General features: G+C 72.5%; 5 protein-coding genes. All 5 read right to left on the bottom strand.

Features of this window, described 5'->3' with window-relative positions; all coding sequences use genetic code 11:
- A partial coding sequence (locus AB0J52_RS27460; RefSeq protein ID WP_500185239.1) for a D-alanyl-D-alanine carboxypeptidase family protein occupies nt 1-648 on the bottom strand: 648 nt, incomplete at its 3' end.
- A gap of 136 nt (nt 649-784) precedes the next feature.
- Nucleotides 785-1,765, bottom strand: coding sequence for a D-alanyl-D-alanine carboxypeptidase family protein (locus AB0J52_RS27455; RefSeq protein WP_500185238.1), 981 nt, complete (start codon nt 1,763-1,765; stop codon nt 785-787).
- A gap of 314 nt (nt 1,766-2,079) precedes the next feature.
- Nucleotides 2,080-2,730, bottom strand: coding sequence for a hypothetical protein (locus AB0J52_RS27450; RefSeq protein WP_500185236.1), 651 nt, complete (start codon nt 2,728-2,730; stop codon nt 2,080-2,082).
- Nucleotides 2,731-2,734: 4 nt separating this feature from the next.
- Nucleotides 2,735-4,147 carry a selenium-binding protein SBP56-related protein gene (locus AB0J52_RS27445; protein ID WP_500185235.1) on the bottom strand — a complete coding sequence of 471 codons (1,413 nt, stop codon included), beginning with the start codon at nt 4,145-4,147 and terminating at the stop codon, nt 2,735-2,737.
- 60 nt (nt 4,148-4,207) lie between these two features.
- The coding region (locus tag AB0J52_RS27440; RefSeq protein ID WP_500185234.1) for a molybdopterin-dependent oxidoreductase at nt 4,208-4,879 on the bottom strand (672 nt) is incomplete at its 5' end.

The raw sequence follows: 4,879 nt of genomic DNA, 5'->3' as shown, positions 1-4,879 counted from the left end.
GAGGGCCGCGCGGGCGAGGACGACCAGGTCGCGGGGGGTGCTGGAGTCGGCCGTCCCGGACGGCCAGGGGAGGCCGTCGAAGTTGTCGTAGTGGGTGCTCGCCATGCCGAGTCCCTGGGCGGTGGCGTTCATCCTGGCGACGAACTTCGGCCAGGTTCCGCCGTAGGACTCGACGAGGGCGTAGGCGGCGTCCGAGCCGGACGGCAGGAGCATCGCGTACAGGAGCTGGCGCGCGGTGAGGCGGTCGCCCGCGTGGAGGCCCGCCATGCTCGCGTCGTGCCGGGCGCCGTAGGTGAGGTACTTGCGCTTGACGGTGATCGTCCGGTCGAGGTCGCCCGCGCGGACGACGACCAGGGCGGTCATCAGCTTGGTGATGCTGGCGGCCGGACGGGCGGCGTCCGCGCCGACTCCCCACGTCGTCCTCCCGACCGAGAGGTAGGCGGCCTTCGCGCGGATACCGGACGGGGCCCCGCCACTCAGGTCGGGGCGTGGCGGTGACACGGCGGAGCCCGGCACGGACGGGCGCGGCACGGACGGGCGCGGCACGGACGGGCGCGGCACGGACGGGCGCGGCGCCGCTAGGGCCGGGGTCGTCAGGAGCAGGGGGAGCGTGAGGAACGTCCCGGCCAGCAGTGCAGTGCGTCGCATCGGCGGTCCCGTGTTCGCTCGTCCGGCCACGACCACGCAGCTTCGCGGGTGGCCTGGACGCCCGCAACCGGTTCGACGCAAACATGGGAAACCCCCCGCGCCGCGTGGGCACGGGGGGCGGTGATGCGGGGGCGCGTCAGTCGACGTTCGCGCCGGCCGGGACCGGCGGGACGACCCAGACGTCGGCGGTGCGGACGCCGAAGCCCCAGTTCAGCATCTTGGCGGCGTCGGTGAAGCGCGCCGCCTCGACGGTCTTGGAGCTGTCCATGACGACGCCGATCAGCGTCTTCTTGCCGCGGACGGCCTCGAACATCAGCGAGTAGCCGGCGGCGTTGGTGTGGCCGGTCTTGATGCCGACCGCGCCCTTGTACGCGCCCTTGCCCGAGCCGAGCAGCCGGTTGGTGTTCCACTCGTTGTAGGCGTGGTGCGCGCTGGTCGCGCCCAGGTAGTAGCGCGGCTGCTTCACGATCGAGCGGAACGTGGAGTTCTTCATCGTGGCGTAGCCGAGCCGGGTCAGGTCCCAGGCGGTCGAGTACGTCGACTTCTCCGACGGCCAGTTGAGGCCGTCGAAGTTGGCGTAGTGCGTGTTCTTCATGCCGAGCTTGCGGGCGTTGGCGTTCATCTTGGCGACGAACGGCTTCCAGCCCGGTCCGACGGTGTCGGCGAGCACGTACGCGGCGTCGCAGCCGGACGGCACCATCATCAGGTTCAGCAGCTGCCGGACGGTCAGCTTGTCGCCCGCGACCAGGCCGGCGCGGCTGGCGTCCTTGTACTTCTTGGTGACGTACTCGACGTGCTTGCGCTGGATGGTGACGACCTTGTCCAGGCTGACCTTGCTGTTCAGCACCGTGTAGGCGGTCATGACCTTGGTCATGGAGCCGATCGGCCGCTTGGTCTTGTCCGCGCGGGCCCAGCGGGCCTTCTTGGCGGACACGTCGTACAGGTAGGCGGACTTGGCACCCACCCCGGCCGGTCCCGCGGCGGCCCAGACGTCCTGGTCCGCGGCGGGGGCGGCGGCCGGCGCCGCGGTGGCGGCGGTCCCGGCGACCGTGAGCAGCGGCGCGGCGGTGAGGGCCGCGGCCGCACAGCGCACGGCGAGTCGTGCAGAAGCCTTCATGGCATCCCCGTTCAACAGAATTGCCCCATGGGTCACTGATGTCCCATGGGTCCGTTAGGAGAGTGCCAGCACGGGCGGACCGCCGCAATTGATCTTGGTTCATCGCCGCCGCGGGGCCGGGTTTCGGTCGGACCGCGATGTCTTTTTCGTCCTGAGTGACAAACGGGACTCATCACGGTGTGACAAAGGGCGGTCGCACCACGGCAACACGCCGGCTGCTCAGCCGCGCACAACGGCCTCCGCTCAGCGGCTGACAACGGCTTCCGGCCGGCGGCTGACAAGGACCGTGCGGGGTGAACGGCCGGGCGTGGGCGTCAGGCGGTGGCCAGGGCGAACGCTCCCGCGCCGACGAGGGCGACGGCCCAGACCCGGTCCAGGTTCAGCCACGCGCGGCGCAGCACCGTCAACCCGAGGACGTCGTAGACCAGCAGCGCGACCACCCCCGCCGTGACGAACATGGCGAGGGTGTGGACGCCGGTCACGAACACCGCCGCCGAGACCGCGCTGCCCGCCGCGTGCCCGAGCCCGTGGGCGTGCGCGCCCCCGCCCCCGGCCCCGCCGCCCGATCCGGACGCGGTGATGAGCGGCAGCAGCATGAGCCCCGCGCCGTGCGCCGACGACATCAGGAACGACCAGCCCGCGAGCTGCGGAAGCGACAGCCGCATCCCGACCCAGCGGAAGTGCCGCTTCGACAGCAGCCGCCACAGCCCGAACCCGACCAGCGCGACACCGCCGGCGACCGCGACGACCCGGGCGGCGACGACCGACCGGGTGAGCGTGACCAGCAGCGCGACCGCCCCCACCGACGCGGCGTGCCCGGCCGCGATGGCGGGCAGCGCCTGCAGGACCCGCGTCCGGCTGCGCTCCTGGAGGCCGCGCCCCACCGCGAACAGCCAGCCCATCGCCGGGTTCAGGCCGTGGAACGCCCCGAGGACGACCAGCGCGGCCAGCGAACCGTCCGTCACCGCGTCACGGGTAGCAGTAGGAGTCGGACGAGGCGTCGCCGCCCTGCAGCCGCGTCTGGTGGACGCGCAGCCCGCCGAAGTCGTCCCCGTGCGGGAAGAAGCGCGGATCGAACCCGAACCCCGAGTCCGACGAGTCGAGCCGCGCCATCCACGCGCCGACGCCGTCCGGGTAGAACTGGTCGTCCCAGGCCCGGTACAGCGAGTTCGTCACGTAGACGCGGCGGCCGTCGCGGCTGACCTCGACCATCTGCGGGCCGCCGGAGAGCGGGACGTCCGGCGCGGACGGGTGCGGCGTCCGGTTCACGATGCCGCCGATCCGCACCGATCCGGCCTCGGCCGGGTGGAACGGGTCGGACACGTCGTACCGCTTCAGCTCGCCCGTGCCCCAGCACGACACGTACAGCCAGCGGTCGTCGACCGACAGGTCGATGTCGGTGACCAGCGGCGGGACGGCCCCGAACGGCTGGATCACGGGCGGCAGCGCGTCCGCGTCCGCGGGCTCGGCGGGGATGGTGATGACCTTCGTGGCCGTCCAGGGGCCGTCCTTCGCGCCGTCCTCGCGGTGCCAGACCCAGATGGAGGACGACAGGTCCTCGACGCTGACCACCACGTTCACGAAGCCGTACTGCCGCGTCGGGTCGTGCGCGGGCCGCAGCTCCAGCGCCATCTGGTGCTGGTCGCCGAGGTCCACCCGCTGGACGTGGCGGCGTTTGCGCAGGTCCCAGAAGTGCAGGGCGTGGCCGTACTGGCGGCCGAGCAGCAGTTCGCCGACCACGCCGTCCTCGATCATCGACGGCGTGCCCCACTCGGACGTCACCAGCACGTCGTGCGCGATGTGCCACCAGGCGTCGTAGGCGAGGTGCTGCGGGCCGCGGTCGACCTCCCAGCGTCCGAGCACGTCGAACGAGTCGTGGTCGAGCAGCGCGATCCCGCCCGGGCCGTCGTCGCCGTTCGCGCCGCCCAGCGAGGAGAGGTAGAGCCCCTCCGGGCCGCAGTGGACGGTGTGGGGGCGCGAGTACCCGGCGCGTTCGGCCAGCTCCTCCGGCTCCAGAACCTTGGTGATCTCGGGGGCCGTCGGGTCCTTCTTGACGTCCAGGAAGTAGATCCGGGACGAGCGGAGCCCCGGGACGACCAGGTAGCGGCGCTCGACGTGCGGGTGCGGCGCGTACGGGCACAGGGCGCTGCTGCACGCGTTCCAGCCCATGTGGTGCAGCTCGTCACCGGTGTTGGGCAGGTCGGTGCGGCCGACGACCGTGCCGTAGGCGGCCGAGTCCGGGTCGGCGTCGACGACCAGGACGGCGTCCGGCCCGCGCGACGACGGGTCGAACGCCGCGACGTAGGCGAGCTTCTCGGGAGGAGCGGAGACGGCGTCGCGCGGGGAGGCGTAGAAGGTGGGATCGGGCTTCCACAGCGGCATGGGCACTCCTCAGGGGTCACCTGATCCTCACCCGGAGCGCGGCGCCCGCCAAGGGCCGGTTCAGGTCACTGTCACCGGATGGCGCACGACCGCCCCGAAGAGGTAACCGTTGCGGTTGTGCGGCTCCACGTCCGGCTGGGTGCGGCCGGTGTCGTCGGTGGCGCGGGCGAGCAGCGCGTACTCGCCGGGCGCGGGCGGACGCCAGGGCAGCGACCAGAGCACCCACGCGTCGGTCCGCTCGTCCAGCCGGGCGGGCTCCCAGTGCGCGCCGCCGTCGGTGCTGACCTCGACGCGCTCGACGCGTCCGGTGCCGGACCAGGACCGTCGGGTGAGCGTGACCTCGCGGCCGGCCGCCGCCTCCAGCGTCGCCGGGAACGGCAGCTCGAACGCGCTCTTGACGTTCATCGTGGTCAGCACCACGCCGTCCGCGGGCAGGTCCGGCCGGAACATCCGGTAGTAGCGGGTGTTCCAGGGCGAGGTCAGCGCGTGGTCGGCGACCTCGATGTCGCCGAGCCACTTGATGGACGCGATCCCGACCCAGTGCGGGACGACCAGCCGCGCCGGGAACCCGTGGTCGGGCGGCAGCGGCTCGCCGTTCATCTCGTAGGCGACCAGGACGTCGTCCAGCGCCTTCGCGACCGGCAGCGGACGCCGCACGCGGCCCATGTTCTCGCCCTCGTCGACGAACTCGGGGTCGAGGCCGCGCGGCATCACGTCCACCGCGCCCGGTGC

Origin of the sequence: Spirillospora sp. NPDC049652 (genome assembly GCF_040675125.1) — a bacterium.
Classification (GTDB): Bacteria; Actinomycetota; Actinomycetes; order Streptosporangiales; family Streptosporangiaceae; genus Spirillospora.
Note: the sequence above shows the minus strand (reverse complement) of the source record. Positions and strands in the feature narration are given on the sequence as shown.

What these genes read in the sequence shown, in the direction of transcription:
- AB0J52_RS27445 (WP_500185235.1), bottom strand. Translation starts at nt 4,147, where the DNA reads ATGCCGCTGTGGAAGCCCGATCCCACCTTCTACGCCTCCCCGCGCGAC.
- AB0J52_RS27455 (WP_500185238.1), bottom strand. Translation starts at nt 1,765, where the DNA reads ATGAAGGCTTCTGCACGACTCGCCGTGCGCTGTGCGGCCGCGGCCCTC.